Genomic DNA, 17217 nt, shown 5'->3' with positions numbered 1-17217 from the left:
AAAATTAGAAGCGGTAGTGCGAGAAAGCCTTGTTGGCTTCAGCCATACGGTGCACGTCTTCACGCTTCTTAACTGCAGCACCTTTACCTTCAGCAGCGTCCAACAGTTCGCCAGCCAAACGCAGAGCCATAGACTTCTCGCCGCGCTTGCGGGCGAAGTCTACCAACCAGCGCATTGCCAGGGCGTTACGACGGGACGGGCGAACTTCGACCGGAACCTGGTAAGTAGCACCGCCTACACGGCGCGACTTCACTTCGACCAGCGGAGCGATGGCGTCGAGAGCTTTCTCGAAGATTTCCAGGGGATCGCTGTTCTTGCGCTCTTTAACCTTTTCCAGCGCGCCATAAACGATACGTTCGGCAACGGCTTTTTTGCCGCTTTCCATAACGTGGTTCATGAACTTGGCCAGAATTTGGCTTCCGTATTTTGGATCGTCAAGCACTTCGCGCTTGGCTGCTACGCGTCTTCTTGGCATGGATAAGCCCTCAAACGGTCTTCAGGTTCGCTCGGAATCAGTGCCCTTGCGGGACGCCTCCGACCTTACTCTTATCGACTCAGGAAAATAGAAAATCAGTTTTTACAAAAAGCCACTACTACTTAGGCTTCTTGGTACCGTACTTCGAACGACCTTGGTTACGACCTTTAACACCGGAAGTATCCAAAGAGCCGCGAACGGTGTGGTAACGAACACCTGGCAAGTCTTTTACACGACCGCCACGGATCAATACCACGCTGTGCTCTTGCAGGTTGTGGCCTTCACCGCCGATGTACGAGGAAACCTCGAAACCGTTGGTCAGACGCACACGGCATACTTTACGCAGTGCCGAGTTAGGTTTTTTCGGCGTGGTGGTATACACACGAGTGCATACGCCACGACGTTGCGGGCAGTTCTGCAGCGCAGGCACGTCGGATTTCTCGACGATACGCTTACGCGGCTGACGTACCAGCTGGTTGATAGTTGCCATCTACTAGCTCCACTGTTGTCTTGCGACGCTATTGTCTTGCAAGAAAAGCAAAATGGCAGGAACGAATTCCCGCCAAATTTAGGGGTACAAGAGTCTAAAGAGGATCTTGCCCCCAGTCAAGGCAAGGCCCCGACCTCTCCCTCCATCCAACCTCGACAAATTGTCTCGATTCGATGAGCGGAGCAGCCGGGGCCTCACTCTTTTTTACTGAAGAACTCAGTTACCGCTTGAGTTCAACGCTTCGGTCAGTGCAGCTTCCACTTCACTGGCGCTTACGCGCAACGGTTTATCAGCTTCACGGCGACGCTTACGCTCGCTGTGATAAGCCAGACCGGTACCCGCCGGGATCAAACGACCCACGACTACGTTTTCTTTCAGGCCGCGCAGGTAATCGCGCTTGCCGGTTACCGCCGCCTCGGTCAGTACTCGCGTGGTTTCCTGGAAGGAAGCCGCCGAGATAAACGATTCGGTGGACAACGACGCCTTGGTGATACCCAGCAGCACGCGAGTGAACTTGGAAACGAATTTCTCGTCGCCAGCCAAACGCTCGTTCTCTACCAGAACGTGAGTCAACTCCATCTGGTCGCCCTTGATGAACGTCGAGTCGCCGGACTCAGCGATTTCAACTTTACGCAGCATCTGACGCAGGATGGTCTCGATGTGCTTATCGTTGATCTTCACGCCTTGCAGACGATAAACGTCTTGGATCTCGTTCACGATGTACTTGGCCAGCGCACTCACACCCAGCAGACGCAGGATGTCGTGTGGATCGCTCGGACCGTCGGAGATAACTTCACCGCGGTTTACCTGTTCGCCTTCGAAGACGTTCAGGTGACGCCACTTCGGAATCAGCTCTTCGTACGGATCGGTACCGTCGTTCGGGGTGATAACCAGACGGCGCTTGCCTTTGGTCTCTTTACCGAACGCGATGGTGCCGCTGACTTCAGCCAGAATCGAGGCTTCTTTCGGACGACGCGCTTCGAACAAGTCGGCAACGCGCGGCAGACCACCAGTGATGTCACGGGTCTTCGAAGTCTCTTGCGGGATACGAGCGATAACATCACCGATCGCGATCTTCGCACCATCCGCAACACCGACGAGGGCGTTGGCTGGCAGGAAGTACTGAGCGATAACGTCAGTGCCTGGCAGCAACAGATCCTTGCCGTTGTCATCAACCATCTTCACAGCAGGACGGATATCTTTACCGGCAGCTGGACGGTCTTTGGCGTCGAGTACTTCAATGTTGGTCATACCGGTCAATTCGTCAGTCTGACGCTTGATCGTGATGCCTTCTTCCATGCCCACGTAGGTCACGGTACCTTTCATTTCGGTAACGATTGGGTGAGTGTGCGGATCCCACTTGGCCACGATTGCGCCAGCGTCGACCTTGTCACCTTCTTTAACCGAAATTACAGCACCGTACGGCAGCTTGTAACGCTCGCGCTCACGACCGAAGTCATCAGCGATTGCCAACTCACCGGAACGGGACACCGCAACCAGGCAGCCATCCACTCGCTCAACGTGCTTCAGGTTATGCAGACGGACAGTACCGCCATTCTTCACCTGAACGCTGTCAGCTGCGGAGGTCCGGCTTGCCGCACCACCGATGTGGAATGTACGCATGGTCAGCTGGGTACCCGGCTCACCGATGGACTGGGCAGCGATAACGCCGACCGCTTCACCGATGTTCACCTGGTGACCACGAGCCAAGTCACGGCCATAGCACTTGGCGCAAATGCCGTAGCGGGTTTCGCAGCTGATCGGCGAACGCACGATCACTTCGTCGATGCTGTTCAGCTCGATGAACTCGACCCACTTCTCGTCTACCAGTGTGCCGGCAGGAACGATGATTTCTTCGGTACCTGGCTTGAACACGTCACGGGCGATAACTCGACCCAATACGCGCTCACCCAACGGCTCAACAACGTCACCGCCTTCAATGTGCGGAGTCATTACCAGGCCGTGCTCGGTGCCGCAATCGATCTCGGTCACAACCAGATCCTGTGCCACGTCTACCAGACGACGAGTCAGGTAACCGGAGTTCGCAGTTTTCAACGCGGTATCCGCCAAGCCTTTACGAGCACCGTGAGTCGAGATGAAGTACTGAAGTACGCTCAAACCTTCACGGAAGTTCGCAGTAATCGGCGTTTCGATGATGGAACCGTCCGGCTTGGCCATCAGGCCGCGCATACCGGCGAGCTGACGGATCTGCGCAGCAGAACCCCGTGCGCCCGAGTCAGCCATCATATACATCGAGTTGAACGACTCTTGGTCGACTTCGACGCCATGGCGGTCGATGACTTTCTCTTTCGAGAGGTTGGCCATCATCGCCTTGGAAACTTCGTCGTTCGCCTTGGACCAAAGGTCGATTACTTTGTTGTACTTCTCGCCCTGAGTTACCAGGCCGGAGGCGTACTGACTTTCGATCTCTTTCACTTCATCAGTGGCAGCACTGATGATGCGGGCTTTTTCATCCGGGATAACGAAGTCGTTAACGCCGATGGAAACGCCGGAAATGGTCGAATAGGCAAAACCGGTGTACATCAACTGGTCAGCGAAGATCACGGTCTCTTTCAAACCAACCACGCGGTAGCACTGGTTGATCAGCTTGGAGATCGCTTTTTTCTTCATCGGCTGGTTGACGACGTCGTACGACAGACCAGGTGGAACAACCTGGAACAACAGCGCACGGCCGACAGTGGTGTCGACAATACGGGTGTTCTTGACGCTGCCACCATCACGATCGTTGACGGTTTCGTGGATCCGAACTTTGACTTTAGCGTGCAGTGCGGCTTCGCCGGCACGGAACACACGGTCAACTTCCTGCAGATCCGCGAACACGCGACCTTCGCCTTTGGCGTTGATCGCTTCACGCGTCATGTAGTAAAGACCCAATACAACGTCCTGCGACGGAACGATGATTGGCTCACCGTTGGCTGGCGACAGAATGTTGTTGGTCGACATCATCAACGCACGCGCTTCCAACTGGGCTTCCAGTGTCAGCGGTACGTGCACGGCCATTTGGTCGCCGTCGAAGTCGGCGTTGTACGCAGCACAGACCAGAGGGTGCAGCTGAATAGCCTTACCTTCAATCAGTACCGGTTCAAACGCCTGGATACCCAGACGGTGAAGGGTCGGTGCACGGTTGAGGAGAACCGGGTGTTCACGGATCACTTCAGCGAGAACGTCCCAAACCTCTGGCAGTTCGCGCTCGACCATTTTCTTGGCAGCTTTAATGGTGGTAGCGAGACCACGCATTTCCAGCTTGCCGAAAATGAACGGCTTGAACAGCTCGAGAGCCATTTTCTTCGGCAGACCGCACTGGTGCAGACGCAAGGTCGGGCCTACGGTAATTACCGAACGACCCGAGTAGTCAACACGCTTACCAAGCAAGTTCTGACGGAAACGACCTTGCTTACCCTTGATCATGTCAGCCAAGGATTTCAGAGGACGCTTGTTGGAGCCGGTGATTGCGCGACCACGACGACCGTTGTCGAGCAGAGCATCGACGGCTTCCTGCAACATACGCTTTTCATTGCGCACGATAATGTCCGGAGCGGACAGATCGAGCAGGCGCTTCAAGCGGTTGTTACGGTTGATCACTCGACGATACAGATCGTTGAGGTCGGAAGTCGCGAAGCGACCGCCATCCAGCGGGACCAATGGACGCAGATCTGGCGGCAGAACCGGCAGAACGGTCAGAACCATCCACTCCGGAAGGTTGCCGGAACCCTGGAAGGCTTCCATCAACTTCAGACGCTTGGACAGCTTCTTGATTTTGGTTTCGGAGTTGGTTTGCGGAATCTCTTCACGCAGACGACCAATCTCGTGTTCCAGGTCGATAGCGTGCAGCAGTTCACGGACAGCTTCGGCACCCATGCGGGCATCGAAATCGTCGCCGAACTCTTCCAGCGCTTCGAAGTACTGCTCGTCGTTCAGCAGTTGACCTTTTTCAAGGGTGGTCATGCCTGGATCGATAACGACATAGCTCTCGAAGTAGAGAACGCGTTCGATATCACGCAGGGTCATGTCCATCAGCAAACCGATACGCGACGGCAGCGATTTCAGGAACCAGATGTGGGCAACCGGCGAAGCCAGTTCGATGTGCGCCATGCGCTCACGACGGACTTTTGCCAGCGCGACTTCAACGCCGCACTTCTCGCAAATCACACCACGGTGTTTCAAGCGCTTGTACTTACCGCACAGGCACTCGTAATCCTTTACCGGGCCAAAGATCTTGGCGCAGAACAGGCCGTCACGCTCAGGTTTGAACGTACGGTAGTTGATGGTTTCCGGCTTTTTAACTTCACCGAACGACCACGAACGGATCATCTCAGGCGATGCCAATCCAATACGGATGGCGTCGAACTCTTCGACTTGACCCTGGTTTTTCAGCAAATTCAGTAGGTCTTTCAAGGCCTTTCCTCCTGGCGGAGCAGAGAGCGGGCTAAACAGCCCCGCTCTCGATTCGCGTCACGTGTTATTCGGTTTCCAGATCGATATCGATGCCGAGGGAACGAATTTCCTTGATCAACACGTTGAAAGACTCGGGCATGCCCGGCTCCATACGGTGATCGCCATCCACGATGTTCTTGTACATCTTGGTACGGCCGTTCACATCGTCCGACTTCACTGTGAGCATTTCTTGCAGAGTGTAAGCAGCACCGTATGCTTCCAGTGCCCAGACCTCCATCTCCCCGAAACGCTGACCACCGAACTGTGCCTTACCACCCAGCGGCTGCTGGGTAACCAGGCTGTACGAACCGGTAGAACGAGCGTGCATCTTGTCGTCTACCAAGTGGTTCAGCTTCAGCATGTACATGTAGCCAACAGTAACCGGGCGCTCGAACTTATTGCCGGTACGGCCGTCAGTCAGCTGCATCTGGCCGCTTTCTGGCAAGTCTGCCAGTTTTAGCATGGCCTTGATTTCGCTTTCCTTCGCGCCATCGAACACTGGAGTGGCCATTGGAACGCCGCCACGCAGGTTCTTCGCCAGATCCAGGATTTCCTGGTCGGAGAAGCTATCCAGGTCTTCGTTACGACCGCCGATCTGGTTGTAGATCTCGTCGAGGAATTTACGAAGTTCAGCTACTTTGCGCTGTTCTTCGATCATCCGGTTGATCTTCTCGCCCAGACCTTTGGCCGCGAGGCCGAGGTGGGTTTCAAGGATCTGACCAACGTTCATACGCGATGGTACGCCCAACGGGTTGAGAACGACGTCGACCGGGGTGCCATTGGCATCGTGCGGCATGTCTTCAACCGGCATGATCACGGAGACCACACCTTTGTTACCGTGACGACCGGCCATCTTGTCGCCCGGCTGGATGCGGCGACGGATTGCCAGGTAAACCTTGACGATTTTCAGCACGCCTGGAGCCAGGTCATCGCCCTGCTGCAGTTTGCGCTTCTTGTCTTCGAACTTGTCGTCCAGCAGACGGCGACGATCAACGATGTAGGCTTGCGCCTTCTCGAGCTGCTCGTTCAGAGCATCTTCAGCCATGCGTAGCTTGAACCACTGGCCATGCTCAAGTGTGTCGAGAACTTCGTCGGTGATGTCCTGACCTTTCTTCAGACCAGCACCGCCTTCGGCTTTATGGCCGACCAAAGCGGAGCGCAGACGTTCGAAAGTTGCACCTTCAACGATACGGAACTCTTCGTTCAGATCCTTGCGGATCTCGTCGAGCTGAGTCTTCTCGATAGACAGTGCACGAGCATCACGCTCAACGCCGTCACGGGTGAAGACCTGTACGTCGATGACAGTGCCCTTGGTACCGGTAGGTACACGCAAGGAAGTGTCTTTAACGTCGCTGGCTTTTTCACCGAAGATGGCACGCAGAAGCTTCTCTTCCGGCGTCAGCTGGGTCTCGCCTTTCGGAGTGACCTTACCTACCAGAATGTCGCCTGCGCCAACTTCAGCACCTACGTAAACGATACCGGCTTCGTCCAGCTTGTTCAGCGCAGCTTCACCCACGTTCGGGATGTCCGCAGTGATTTCCTCTGGCCCAAGCTTGGTGTCACGCGCCACACAGGTCAGTTCCTGAATGTGGATCGTGGTGAAGCGATCTTCTTGAACAACTCGTTCCGACAGGCAGATGGAGTCTTCGAAGTTGTAACCGTTCCAGGCCATGAACGCGATGCGCATGTTCTGACCCAGTGCCAGCTCACCCATATCGGTGGACGGACCGTCAGCCATGATGTCGCTGCGCTGAACCCGATCACCTTTACGAACCAGCGGACGCTGGTTGATGCAGGTGTTCTGGTTGGAGCGGGTGTATTTGGTCAGGTTGTAGATGTCGACACCAGCTTCACCGGTTTCAACTTCGTCATCAGCAACACGCACCACAATACGACTGGCATCAACGGAATCGATCACGCCGCCACGACGAGCCACGACGCAAACGCCGGAGTCACGAGCTACGTTACGCTCCATGCCGGTACCCACCAGCGGCTTGTCAGCGCGCAGGGTTGGTACAGCTTGACGCTGCATGTTCGAACCCATCAAAGCACGGTTGGCGTCATCGTGCTCGAGGAACGGGATCAGCGACGCTGCAACCGACACTACCTGCTTCGGCGATACGTCCATCAGGGTGACGTCTTCCGGCGCCTTGACAGTGAACTCGTTCAAGTGACGAACAGCCACCAGCTCGTCGATCAGCATTTTCTTGTCGTTCATCGTGGCCGAAGCCTGAGCGATCACGTGATCAGCTTCTTCGATGGCGGACAGGAAAACGATTTCGTCGGTGACCAGAGCGTCTTTCACCACACGGTACGGGCTCTCAAGGAAGCCGTACTGGTTGGTGCGCGCATAGGCCGCCAAGGAGTTGATCAGACCGATGTTCGGACCTTCCGGCGTTTCAATCGGGCATACACGACCGTAGTGAGTCGGGTGTACGTCACGCACTTCAAAGCCAGCACGCTCACGAGTCAAACCGCCAGGGCCGAGTGCGGAAACACGACGCTTGTGGGTGATCTCGGACAGCGGGTTGTTCTGGTCCATGAACTGGGAAAGCTGGCTGGAACCGAAGAACTCTTTCACCGCCGCAGCCACTGGCTTGGCGTTGATCAGGTCTTGCGGCATCAGGCCTTCGCTTTCAGCCATCGACAGACGCTCTTTGACCGCACGCTCAACACGTACCAGGCCAACGCGGAACTGGTTCTCGGCCATTTCGCCTACGCAGCGAACACGACGGTTACCCAGGTGGTCGATGTCATCGACGATGCCCTTACCGTTACGGATGTCGACCAGGGTCTTCAGAACCGCAACGATGTCTTCTTTGCACAACACGCCCGAACCTTCGATCTCGGTACGACCGATCCGACGGTTGAACTTCATCCGGCCGACCGCAGACAGGTCATAGCGCTCAGGGCTGAAGAACAGGTTGTTGAACAGGGTCTCGGCAGCATCCTTGGTTGGCGGCTCGCCTGGACGCATCATGCGATAGATCTCGACCAGCGCTTCCAATTGGTTGCTGGTGGAGTCGATCTTCAAAGTGTCGGAGACGAACGGACCGCAGTCGATATCGTTGGTGTACAGAGTTTCGATGCGAACAACCTGGGCCTTAGCGATTTTCGCCAAGATCTCGGTGTTCAGCTCGGTGTTGCACTCTGCCAGGATCTCGCCGGTTGCCGGATGCACGATGGCCTTGGCGGTAGTGCGACCCAAGACGTAGTCCAGAGGCACTTCCAGAGTCTTGAGACCTGCTTTTTCGATCTGGTTGATGTGGCGCGCAGTAATACGGCGACCAGCCTCAACGATGACCTTGCCCTTCTCGTCTTGAATGTCAAGAACAGCGATTTCACCACGCAGACGCGAAGCAATCAGTTCCAGACTGAGGGTTTCGCCGCTCAGGTGAAAGACGTTGGTGGTGTAGAACGCGTCCAACACTTCTTCAGTGGTATAGCCGAGCGCGCGCAGCAATACCGATGCAGGCAGCTTGCGACGACGGTCGATACGCACAAACACGCAATCTTTCGGGTCGAACTCGAAGTCCAACCACGAACCGCGGTAAGGGATGATGCGCGCGGAATACAGCAGTTTACCGGAGCTGTGCGTCTTGCCACGGTCGTGGTCGAAGAACACGCCCGGGGAACGGTGCAGCTGGGAAACGATTACACGCTCGGTACCGTTGATTACGAAGGTACCGTTCTCAGTCATCAGGGGGATTTCACCCATGTAGACTTCTTGCTCTTTGATGTCCTTGATCGCTTTGTTCGACGATTCTTTGTCGAAAATGATCAGGCGCACTTTTACCCGCAAAGGTACGGCGTAAGTTACACCGCGCAATACGCATTCTTTGACATCAAATGCCGGCTCGCCCAAGCGATAACCGACGTACTCCAGCGCAGCATTGCCGGAGTAGCTGATGATCGGGAAAACGGATTTGAAGGCCGCATGCAGGCCCACGTCGCGGAACTGATCTTTAGTCGCTCCCGCTTGCAAGAATTCACGATACGAATCCAGCTGGATGGCCAGGAGGTACGGCACATCCATGACGTCCGGCAACTTGCTAAAGTCCTTGCGGATACGTTTTTTCTCAGTATATGAGTAAGCCATCAGCGTTCCCCAGCTTGGTCACCTGCTTGTTTGGCCCCTCCCGACGGGAGCAGCCAGAAAATCGTGCAAACCCCATGGTTTGCGCCACCGCATCGGGTGGTTACAGCTCGTCATCAGCACCGACCCAGTCGGCTGCCAATAACGGAAAAAGGCCGGTGGCAAGAGCCACCAGCCATCAGCCTTCGCTTAACGCTTGGGCTGGAGGTGCAAAGTCGATGCTTACTTCAGCTCGACTTTAGCGCCTGCTTCTTCCAATACTGCTTTAGCTTTGTCAGCTGCGTCTTTCGACACTGCTTCCAGAACCTGGGCAGGAGCGCCGTCAACTACTGCCTTGGCTTCTTTCAAGCCCAGACCGGTCAGTTCACGTACTGCTTTAATCACGTTTACTTTCTTCTCGCCAGCTTCCAGCAGCATGACGTTGAATTCGGTTTGCTCTTCAGCAACAGCAGCAACAGCGGCTGGGCCGGCAGAAGCAGCAGCAGCGGAAACACCGAATTTTTCTTCGAAAGCTTTGATCAGCTCAACAACCTGCAGAACCGACATTTCAGCTACGGCGTTGAGGATATCGTCTTGGGAGATAGACATTGCTGTAATTCCTGAATTGGGGGACGGCCTACGCGGCCATCTAAATAAACAAAAATACGCGAGAGAAAATGCTCAGCCTTAGGCTGCGGCAGCTTCTTTTTGCTCGCGAACTGCGGCCAGAGTACGAGCCAACTTGCTGGTAGCGCCTTGAATCACGCTCATCAGCTGAGAAATAGCTTCGTTACGGGTCGGCAGTGTTGCCAGTACGTCGATTTGGTTAGCTGCGAGGAACTTGCCCTCGAACGCAGCTGCCTTGATCTCGAACTTGTCCTGACCCTTTGCGAATTCCTTGAACAAACGGGCAGCAGCGCCTGGATGATCAGTGGAGAACGCAATCAGGGTCGGGCCGGTGAACACGTCGTTGAGAACACTGTATTCAGTGTCAGCAACAGCGCGCTTGAGCAAGGTATTACGTACTACACGTACGTATACGCCAGCTTCACGAGCCTCTTTACGGAGTCCGGTCATAGCGCCTACTGTCACACCACGGGCATCAGCCACGACAGCGGACAGAGCAGCTTTGGCAGCCTCGTTGACTTCAGCGACGATGGCCTTCTTGTCTTCGAGATTAATTGCCACGGGTTTAACTCCTGCTTGTTACCGTTTCATCCAACCGAGGCCGGATGTCGTTTTGGTGTCTGATTCGGTAAGGAACCGGGAGCACCATCTGCGTAGGCTTGAGGTTTAAGACTTACGTCGCCTACGGTCTTGGATAGCCCCCGCCAGGCAGGGACCCCAATCTTTCAATCGACGCAACGAATTGCGCCAACCTGTGTCTTACGCGTCGAGCGAGCCTTGGTCGATGACCAGACCTGGGCCCATAGTAGTGCTCAGGGTAACGCGCTTGACGTAAATACCTTTCGAAGAAGCTGGCTTGATACGCTTCAAATCAGCGATCAGGGCTTCAACGTTTTCCTTCAGCTTGACAGCGTCGAAACCGACTTTGCCAACGGAAGTGTGGATAATGCCGTTTTTGTCGGTGCGATAACGAACCTGACCAGCCTTGGCGTTCTTAACCGCGGTAGCTACGTCTGGGGTTACGGTGCCGACTTTAGGGTTAGGCATCAGACCACGTGGACCAAGGATCTGACCCAGCTGACCCACAACGCGCATTGCATCCGGGGATGCGATAACTACGTCATAGTTCAGGTCGCCGCCTTTCATTTCGGCAGCCAGATCGTCCATACCTACACGGTCAGCGCCGGCAGCCAAAGCAGCCTCAGCAGCAGGACCTTGGGTGAACACAGCTACGCGAACGGTTTTGCCAGTGCCGTGTGGCAGCACAGTAGCGCTACGAACAACCTGGTCAGATTTACGCGGGTCAACACCCAGGTTTACAGCAACGTCAAACGACTCGCTGAACTTGACAGTCGACAGCTCGGCCAGCAGAGCAGCAGCGTCTACAAAGTTGTAGGACTTGCCTGCTTCGATTTTGCCGGCGATAGCCTTTTGACGCTTGGTCAACTTAGCCATTACACACCCTCCACGTTAAGGCCCATGCTACGAGCAGAACCGGCGATAGTACGCACGGCTGCTTCCATATCAGCTGCAGTCAGATCCGCGTTTTTGGTTTTCGCGATTTCTTCCAGCTGAGCACGGGTAACGGTGCCAACCTTAACGGTGTTCGGACGAGCGGAACCGCTAGCCAGACCAGCCGCTTTCTTCAGCAGAACCGAAGCAGGCGTGGACTTGGTTTCGAAAGTGAAGCTACGGTCGCTATAGACAGTGATGATCACTGGAGTCGGCAGACCTGCTTCAAGACCCTGAGTACGGGCGTTGAAAGCCTTGCAGAATTCCATGATGTTCACGCCGTGCTGACCCAGAGCAGGACCAACAGGTGGGCTTGGGTTAGCCTGAGCGGCCTTCACTTGCAGCTTGATGTAAGCGGTAATCTTCTTGGCCATGAGGCACTCCAATTACGGGTTCGAACGCCTCGAAAGGCTCCCCGGTTACTTGCGCGTTTATCCCAGTGACGACAAAACCCCACAGCCTAGGCTGCGGGGTTGGGATGCTTGTTCGGCTAGACCTTTTCGACCTGGCTAAACTCGAGCTCTACCGGAGTAGAGCGACCGAAAATGAGCACTGCCACCTGGATGCGGCTCTTTTCGTAGTTAACTTCTTCAACCGTGCCAGTAAAATCAGCAAACGGCCCGTCATTGACTCGCACCGACTCACCCGGCTCGAAAAGAGTCTTCGGCTTAGGCTTGTCGCTGCCATCAGCAACACGACGCAGAATCGCTTCTGCCTCTTTATCTGTGATTGGCGCAGGCTTGTCAGCGGTACCGCCGATAAAGCCCATCACCCGAGGAGTATCCTTGACCAAGTGCCAAGTACCCTCATTCATGTCCATCTGGACCAGCACATAACCTGGGAAGAATTTGCGCTCGCTTTTGCGTTTCTGGCCATTACGCATTTCAACCACTTCTTCAGTGGGAACCAGAATTTCGCCAAAGCCATCTTCCATGCCAGCCAGCTTTACACGCTCTAACAGCGAGCGCATCACATGCTTCTCGTAACCGGAGTAAGCATGCACAACGTACCAACGCTTAGCCACGGGACACCCTTAGCCGACAATCAAGGAAACAAGCCAACCGAGCAGGGAATCAAGCCCCCACAACAGCAACGCCATAACCAAAACAACAGCCACAACAATCAAAGTGGTCTGCGTGGTTTCTTGGCGAGTTGGCCATACGACTTTACGAATCTCGGTGCGAGCTTCCTTAACCAGTACAAAGAAAGACTTGCCCTTGACTGTCTGCAGGCCTACAAAGGCAGCTACAGCAGCAATGGCAAGCAAAGCAAGTACACGGTACAGGATCGGCGAAGCAGAGTAATACTGATTGCCAACAACGCCAACAACCACCAAAGCGACTACAACCAGCCACTTGAGTAGATCGAAGCGAGAGCCTTGAGCTTCAGCTTTAGGAGTCATCTATGAAGATCCTGTGAAAAGAAAGCCAGACACACCAAGTGAATCTGGCAGGTCAGGAGGGAATCGAACCCCCAACCTACGGTTTTGGAGACCGTCGCTCTGCCAATTGAGCTACTGACCTAAAACAAAATCAGGCCGACCATTATGCCGGCCCGAAAAAGACATTACAACAATTTACTCGATAACCTTCGCTACAACACCAGCACCGACGGTACGACCGCCTTCACGGATAGCAAAACGAAGCCCATCTTCCATCGCGATGGTTTTGATCAGAGTGACGGTCATCTGGACGTTGTCACCTGGCATCACCATTTCAACACCTTCCGGCAGCTCGCAGTTACCCGTAACGTCAGTCGTACGGAAGTAGAACTGCGGACGGTAACCCTTGAAGAATGGCGTATGACGACCACCCTCTTCCTTGCTCAGAACGTAAACCTCAGCGGTAAACTTCGTGTGCGGCTTGACAGTGCCCGGCTTAACCAAAACCTGGCCTCGCTCAACATCATCACGCTTTGTACCACGAAGCAAAACACCGCAGTTCTCACCAGCTCGACCTTCATCAAGCAGCTTGCGGAACATCTCGACACCAGTGCAAGTAGTTTTGACAGTGTCACGAAGACCAACAATCTCAACTTCTTCCTGAATGCGGACGATGCCACGCTCAACACGACCAGTTACAACAGTACCCCGACCAGAGATCGAGAACACATCTTCGATCGGCATCAGGAACGGCTTATCAATAGCGCGCTCAGGCTGCGGAATATAACTATCCAGAGTCTCAACCAACTTCTTGACGGCAGTGGTGCCCATCTCGTTGTCATCAAGACCATCCAAAGCCATACGAGCAGACCCGATAATGATCGGAGTGTCGTCGCCCGGGAAGTCGTAAGTGCTCAGCAGATCGCGCACTTCCATCTCGACCAATTCCAGCAGCTCCGCATCATCTACCAGGTCAGCCTTGTTCAGGAAGACCACAATGTATGGAACGCCAACCTGGCGAGACAGCAGGATATGCTCACGGGTTTGCGGCATCGGACCATCAGCGGCCGAGCAAACCAGAATCGCACCATCCATTTGCGCAGCGCCGGTGATCATGTTTTTTACGTAATCAGCGTGACCAGGACAGTCAACGTGCGCGTAATGACGCACTGCAGAGTCGTATTCAACATGAGCGGTATTGATTGTGATACCACGAGCTTTTTCTTCTGGGGCGCTATCGATTTTGTCGAAGTCAACCTTTGCCGAACCAAAAACCTCGGAACAGACACGGGTAAGAGCAGCGGTCAATGTAGTTTTCCCATGATCAACATGACCAATGGTACCAACGTTGACGTGCGGCTTATTACGTTCGAACTTTTCCTTAGCCATCGAGACAACCCCCAACAGAAGAATTGAACAAGTAACACTAGCCATTAAAACAAAGGCAGATATTTTCATATCTGCCTTGTTATATGGAGCTCTTGAGCGGATTTGAACCGCTGACCTCACCCTTACCAAGGGTGTGCTCTACCAACTGAGCTACAAGAGCGAAACACTTTGCAGGATCTGCAAACTTGGAGCGGGTAGCGGGAATCGAACCCGCATCATCAGCTTGGAAGGCTGAGGTTCTACCACTAAACTATACCCGCGGAGCTTGCAGCTCTCGCTAAAAATGGTGGAGGGGGAAGGATTCGAACCTTCGAAGTCGTAGACGTCAGATTTACAGTCTGATCCCTTTGGCCGCTCGGGAACCCCTCCTAAGCGAGCCGGCATTCTATATCATGCCAGCCTTCTGTCAAGCATTTTCTCATTAAAAACCTGAGGTTAGCTGCGTTGACTACGCTTCACACTGCAGCCTTTTGAAAGGCTTCACTGCGAAGCGGGCGCCATTCTATTCAAACTAATCTGCCGGCGCAACCCCTTCGCACGGCATTATTTTATGTTTTAACTCATTGAATTCTCTCGAAAGGTTTTGCAGCTGCACATCGTCTAGCCAGCGACGGCTTTCTGGGGCGATGCGCACCCAATTGCCAGTGGGCAAAGACTGAAATTTTATATCCATACCCGTCAAACGACGCTGGGCCGCTTGGAAACTGTCCTGACGCATAAAGCCACCTAAATAGAGACAGTTATTGTCCACTGTGAGCGGCCTCGCTTTATCGCTTGAAGGATCGACAGCCTCGCTCAATAAGCGAATATCCTGTTGCGAACCCCTATACAAACTCAGAGGCGTTACATCTTTCGCGCGAAGTGGCGCCTCTTGTTGATGCCAGATGTAATAAAAACCATTCAGAACAAGCAGCAGCAAAAACAACCAACGCATAAATACCTCACGACAAGGGGCATGCCATTGCCAACCCTACAAACACCAGGTCCGGTACTAATTGTGCTCCAGGCACAACCTCAGCAACCAAATACGCATCTCCACCGGTAAGAAATACTGCGAAATCCTCCCCCCAATAGCTGCGAGCCAACTCAAGCTGGGTCAGTACAAAACCTCGAAGCATGAGCGAGCAACCACGCTCGACCGCCTCAACGGTTGTGCGCCCCGGAGAAAGGCTGCCGAGCGCCTGCTCAGCAGCCAGATCCCCATATCGAATGCGACGAGTATGGGTGCGCAGTTGATTACGCATTAGAGGGATTCCTGGACATATGAACCCCCCTAAGTGCTCACCGTCCGCAGCGACGAAGTCCGCGGTAACAGCAGTACCAAAATCAAGAACCAGGCACGGCCCGGATGACAAGTGAAATCCGCCGAGCATCGCTAGCCAGCGATCAAGCCCCAGACGCGCGAAATCCGTATAGCCGTTGCGAACTCCTGACATTTCACGAGCCGGCTCGGCGCACACCACAGCAACAGCGAACTCTGCTGTAAGCAAAGCAATCAAGGTAGCGGTTTCTTCCACTGTTCGAACGCTAACCAAACGGCAAAATGTAAGGGTCGTCGCGCTAAGCGCCCTTAAGCTCTCCAGCAATGCAAGATCGGAGTCAACCACCCCTTCTGCCACTACACGCTTGACATCCGCAGCGAGCACCCGCCATTTGATGAAACTGTTACCGCAGTCGAGCTCAAGAATCATCACGCAACCTCAGGCTGAGCTCACCACCGCTGAATATTTTTTCCACACCACCCACCTCCAAACGCAAGGCGCCTTGACTGTCAATACCCAGGACCTCGCCATCTATTTGATTAGCACCTGCAATCAATGAAACTGCGCGCCCTTGCCACAGATGATTTTGCTCCCACTCTGTCCGAATAGCCGAAAACCCTCCAATCTGGTGTCGACCTAAATACGCCCGGAGCTTCAAACTTAATTCTACGATCAGCTCATTGCGATCGAAATCCTTGCCAACCTCAAGCCGCATAGATGTCCACTGCTGGTCAACCTCGTCCGTCGCCTGCATGTTCACGTTTATTCCAACACCCAGAACAACGTGACAGACATCGGCAGGATCACCGACTAGCTCAAGAAGTATTCCTGCTACCTTTTTTTGCCCAACCAACACGTCGTTCGGCCATTTCAATCCAGCCCCCAAGACACCCTGCTCTTTTAAAGTCTGCATCACAGCCAAGCCGACGACGAGGCTCATGCCCTCGAGCTGCCGCATACCGCCCTCGATGCGCAATACCAGACTGAAATAGATGTTCTCTGCGAAAGGACTGATCCATTTGCGCCCCCTACGGCCGCGCCCCGCTGTCTGCCGCTCAGCGAGCACTAAAAAGGGTGCTGAACGCCCCTGCTCTATAGCACGCAACGCTTCGGCGTTTGTTGAATCAATTGAATCGAAAACACGAATGGAGGAATGACATGAGGATGTCCGATCAGCTATCAACACCGGATCGATGAGCGTTAGCGGCGCCGAAAGCTGGTAGCCGCGCCCGCGAACTTTGTGAATCGACAAACCAAGTTCAGCCTCCAAGTGCTGAAGCTGTTTCCACACAGCACTACGGCTCACGCCCAACGCGACGCCCAGGGCTTGGCCCGAATGGAATCGACCATCCTTAAGAAGCTTTAACAACGTCAGCATGCAAGTCTCGCCTCACAATGAGGCCCGCATGATAGCCATGCCTCGGGCTGTTGCATAGAAACCGCAACAGTAGATTTCCTGCGGGCAAAACAAAACCCCAACTGCTTTCGCAATTGGGGTTTCGGAATTTAATCTTGACGATGACCTACTCTCACATGGGGAAACCCCACACT

At 54.3% G+C, this 17217-nt stretch carries 14 protein-coding genes and 4 tRNA genes; all 18 read right to left on the bottom strand.

All coding sequences use genetic code 11. The annotated features are described in order from the left end of the window. Nucleotides 1-4 precede the first annotated feature (4 nt). The gene (gene rpsG, locus ACQR3R_RS25655; protein ID WP_002555493.1) at nucleotides 5-475 is read right to left on the bottom strand and encodes a 30S ribosomal protein S7; all 471 of its coding nucleotides are present in this window, start codon (nucleotides 473-475) and stop codon (nucleotides 5-7) included. Nucleotides 476-593: 118 nt separating this feature from the next. Next, nucleotides 594-965 (bottom strand): 30S ribosomal protein S12, encoded by a 372-nt coding sequence (gene rpsL, locus ACQR3R_RS25650; protein ID WP_002555494.1) that lies wholly within the window; start codon nucleotides 963-965, stop codon nucleotides 594-596. A gap of 216 nt (nucleotides 966-1181) precedes the next feature. Next, nucleotides 1182-5297, bottom strand: coding sequence for a DNA-directed RNA polymerase subunit beta' (rpoC, locus tag ACQR3R_RS25645; RefSeq protein WP_428277225.1), 4116 nt, complete (start codon nucleotides 5295-5297; stop codon nucleotides 1182-1184). Between the two features lie 148 nt (nucleotides 5298-5445). Further along, complete coding sequence (rpoB, locus tag ACQR3R_RS25640; protein WP_428276670.1) at nucleotides 5446-9519, bottom strand: DNA-directed RNA polymerase subunit beta; 4074 nt, start codon at nucleotides 9517-9519, stop codon at nucleotides 5446-5448. Between the two features lie 219 nt (nucleotides 9520-9738). Continuing rightward, nucleotides 9739-10104, bottom strand: a complete 366-nt coding sequence (gene rplL / locus ACQR3R_RS25635) for a 50S ribosomal protein L7/L12 (RefSeq protein WP_155585072.1) — start codon at nucleotides 10102-10104, stop codon at nucleotides 9739-9741. A 78-nt stretch (nucleotides 10105-10182) separates the two neighbouring features. Beyond that, nucleotides 10183-10683 (bottom strand): 50S ribosomal protein L10, encoded by a 501-nt coding sequence (gene rplJ, locus ACQR3R_RS25630; RefSeq protein ID WP_016977599.1) that lies wholly within the window; start codon nucleotides 10681-10683, stop codon nucleotides 10183-10185. A 198-nt stretch (nucleotides 10684-10881) separates the two neighbouring features. Further along, the gene (gene rplA, locus ACQR3R_RS25625) at nucleotides 10882-11577 is read right to left on the bottom strand and encodes a 50S ribosomal protein L1 (protein WP_007896626.1); all 696 of its coding nucleotides are present in this window, start codon (nucleotides 11575-11577) and stop codon (nucleotides 10882-10884) included. Continuing rightward, the gene (rplK, locus tag ACQR3R_RS25620) at nucleotides 11577-12008 is read right to left on the bottom strand and encodes a 50S ribosomal protein L11 (protein ID WP_428276667.1); all 432 of its coding nucleotides are present in this window, start codon (nucleotides 12006-12008) and stop codon (nucleotides 11577-11579) included. The genes rplA and rplK overlap by 1 nt, the downstream gene beginning before the upstream one ends. Before the next feature lie 116 nt (nucleotides 12009-12124). Beyond that, complete coding sequence (gene nusG, locus ACQR3R_RS25615) at nucleotides 12125-12658, bottom strand: transcription termination/antitermination protein NusG (RefSeq protein ID WP_054052239.1); 534 nt, start codon at nucleotides 12656-12658, stop codon at nucleotides 12125-12127. 9 nt (nucleotides 12659-12667) lie between these two features. Further along, a complete protein-coding gene (gene secE, locus ACQR3R_RS25610; protein WP_008145488.1) occupies nucleotides 12668-13036 on the bottom strand; it encodes a preprotein translocase subunit SecE in 369 nt (122 codons plus the stop codon). Between the two features lie 45 nt (nucleotides 13037-13081). Continuing rightward, nucleotides 13082-13157, bottom strand: a tRNA-Trp gene (locus tag ACQR3R_RS25605). Nucleotides 13158-13210: 53 nt separating this feature from the next. Then, nucleotides 13211-14404, bottom strand: a complete 1194-nt coding sequence (gene tuf / locus ACQR3R_RS25600; RefSeq protein ID WP_428277223.1) for an elongation factor Tu — start codon at nucleotides 14402-14404, stop codon at nucleotides 13211-13213. A gap of 84 nt (nucleotides 14405-14488) precedes the next feature. After that, nucleotides 14489-14564 (bottom strand) — tRNA-Thr (locus ACQR3R_RS25595). Between the two features lie 26 nt (nucleotides 14565-14590). Then, a tRNA-Gly gene (locus ACQR3R_RS25590) sits at nucleotides 14591-14664 on the bottom strand. Between the two features lie 24 nt (nucleotides 14665-14688). Then, nucleotides 14689-14773: transfer RNA gene (locus tag ACQR3R_RS25585), tRNA-Tyr, on the bottom strand. Between the two features lie 142 nt (nucleotides 14774-14915). Beyond that, a complete protein-coding gene (locus ACQR3R_RS25580; RefSeq protein ID WP_428276664.1) occupies nucleotides 14916-15338 on the bottom strand; it encodes a hypothetical protein in 423 nt (140 codons plus the stop codon). Between the two features lie 7 nt (nucleotides 15339-15345). Then, the gene (locus ACQR3R_RS25575; RefSeq protein WP_428276662.1) at nucleotides 15346-16095 is read right to left on the bottom strand and encodes a pantothenate kinase; all 750 of its coding nucleotides are present in this window, start codon (nucleotides 16093-16095) and stop codon (nucleotides 15346-15348) included. Further along, nucleotides 16085-17044, bottom strand: coding sequence for a bifunctional biotin--[acetyl-CoA-carboxylase] ligase/biotin operon repressor BirA (birA, locus tag ACQR3R_RS25570; RefSeq protein WP_428276660.1), 960 nt, complete (start codon nucleotides 17042-17044; stop codon nucleotides 16085-16087). Before birA ends, ACQR3R_RS25575 begins: the two co-directional genes overlap by 11 nt. Between the last annotated feature and the right edge of the window lie 173 nt (nucleotides 17045-17217).

Source organism: Gordonia sp. IEGM753, from assembly GCF_050321825.1.
Taxonomy (GTDB): Bacteria; Pseudomonadota; Gammaproteobacteria; order Pseudomonadales; family Pseudomonadaceae; genus Aquipseudomonas.
The sequence above is the reverse complement of the archived record's forward strand: the minus strand, read 5'-3'. Positions and strand labels throughout refer to the sequence as shown.